The sequence below is a fragment of the Streptomyces sp. NPDC051207 genome (assembly GCF_040682395.1).
Lineage (GTDB): Bacteria > Actinomycetota > Actinomycetes > Streptomycetales > Streptomycetaceae > Streptomyces.
Genome location: NZ_JBFBAX010000079.1, coordinates 1 through 2,027 on the forward strand (window position 1 = coordinate 1; position 2,027 = coordinate 2,027).

Genomic DNA, 2,027 nt, shown 5'->3' on the forward strand with positions numbered 1-2,027 from the left:
GCCTACCGCGACTACCTCGAACTGCACGGCCTGTCCGTGCAGTTGGCCGAGGCACTCGCCGAGTACTGGCACGCGCGCGTCCGCGCCGAACTCGGCATCTCCGGCGGTGACCCGGGCTCGCTGGACGGAATGTTCCGCACCGAGTACCAGGGCTGCCGCTACTCCCTCGGCTACCCGGCCTGCCCCGACCTGGAGGACCGCGCGAAGATCGCCCGGCTGCTGCGGCCCGAGCGCATCGGCGTCCACCTCTCCGAGGAGTTCCAGCTCCACCCCGAGCAGTCCACCGACGCCATCGTCGTCCACCACCCCGAGGCCGGCTACTTCAACGCGGGAGGCCGCACATGACGACCTTCTCCTTCGAGTTCTTCCCGCCGAAGACGGCCAAGGGCGAGCGGACGCTGTGGCAGGCGATCCGTCGTATCGAACCGCTCGCGCCCGACTTCGTGTCCGTCACCTACGGCGCCGGCGGCTCCTCCCGGGACCGCACCATCGAGGTCACCAAGCGCCTGGTGACCGAGACGACCCTGCGCCCCGTCGCGCACCTGACCGCGGTCGGGCACTCGGTGGCCGAGCTGCGGCACATCATCGGCCAGTACGCCGACATCGGCGTCCGGGACGTCCTGGTGCTGCGCGGCGATCCGCCCGGCAACCCCAACGCCCCCTGGATCCCGCACCCCGAGGGCTTCACCTACGCCCACGAACTGGTGCGCCTGGTGAAGGAGTCGGGGCAGTTCACCGTGGGTGTCGCGGCCTTCCCCGAGCGGCATCCGCGTTCCCCGGACTGGGACAGCGACATCCGGCACTTCGTGGCCAAGTGCCGAGCGGGCGCCGACTACGCCATCACCCAGATGTTCTTCCACGTCGAGGACTATCTGCGGCTGCGCGACAGGGTGACGGCCGCCGGCTGCGACACCCCGATCATCCCGGAGATCATGCCGGCCACCGACGTACGCCAGATCACGCGCTTCGCCGAACTCAGCGGAGCCGCCTTCCCCGAAAAGCTCGCCCACCGCCTGGAGGCCGCCCGCGACAACCCCGCCGAGGGCCATCGGATCGGCGTCGAGTACGCCACCGCGATGGCCGAGCGGCTGCTCGCCGAGGGCGCCCCGGGCCTGCACTACATCACGCTCAACCGCTCGACGGCGACGCTCGAGATCCACCGCAACGTACTGAACTCCCACGTACCGAACTCAAGGAGTGCACAGCATGCCCTCGCAGCCCACCGCTGACTTCACGGACTTCAAAGTCGCGGACCTCTCGCTCGCCGAGTTCGGCCGTAAGGAGATCACCCTCGCCGAGCACGAGATGCCCGGCCTGATGGCGATCCGCCGGGAGTACGCGCAGGCGCAGCCGCTCGCCGGTGCCCGGATCACCGGCTCCCTGCACATGACGGTGCAGACCGCCGTCCTCATCGAGACGCTGGTCGCCCTGGGCGCCGAGGTCCGCTGGGTGTCCTGCAACATCTTCTCCACCCAGGACCACGCGGCCGCCGCCATCGCCGCCGCCGGCATCCCCGTCTTCGCCTGGAAGGGCGAGACCCTGGAGGAGTACTGGTGGTGCACCGAGCAGGCCCTCACCTGGCCCGGGGACGTCGGCCCGAACATGATCCTGGACGACGGCGGTGACGCCACCCTCCTGGTCCACAAGGGCGTCGAGTACCAGAAGACCGGCGAGCTGCCCGCCGCGGACAACGAGGAAATGGCCGTCGTACGCGCCCTGCTGGAGAACAGCTCCCTGGACTGGACGCGGATCGCCGCCGAGATCCGCGGCGTGACGGAGGAGACCACGACCGGTGTCCACCGCCTGTACGAGATGCAGCGCGACGGGGTGCTGCTGTTCCCGGCGATCAACGTGAACGACGCCGTGACGAAGTCGAAGTTCGACAACAAGTACGGCTGCCGGCACTCGCTGATCGACGGCATCAACCGGGCCACCGACACCCTGATCGGCGGCAAGACCGCGGTGGTGTGCGGTTACGGCGACGTGGGCAAGGGCTGCGCGGAGTCGCTGCGCGGTCAGGGCGCCCG

The 2,027-nt window shown here is 69.7% G+C and carries 3 protein-coding genes; all 3 read left to right on the forward strand.

The annotated features are described in order from the left end of the window. Positions 1-345, forward strand: a 345-nt coding sequence (locus AB0M97_RS30755) for a vitamin B12 dependent-methionine synthase activation domain-containing protein (RefSeq protein ID WP_365964262.1), incomplete at its 5' end; no start/stop codon positions are given. Further along, the gene (metF, locus tag AB0M97_RS30760; RefSeq protein WP_365964263.1) at positions 342-1,229 is read left to right on the forward strand and encodes a methylenetetrahydrofolate reductase [NAD(P)H]; all 888 of its coding nucleotides are present in this window, start codon (positions 342-344) and stop codon (positions 1,227-1,229) included. The genes AB0M97_RS30755 and metF, both read left to right, overlap by 4 nt. After that, the coding region (locus AB0M97_RS30765; RefSeq protein WP_365964265.1) for an adenosylhomocysteinase at positions 1,207-2,027 on the forward strand (821 nt) is incomplete at its 3' end. The genes metF and AB0M97_RS30765, both read left to right, overlap by 23 nt.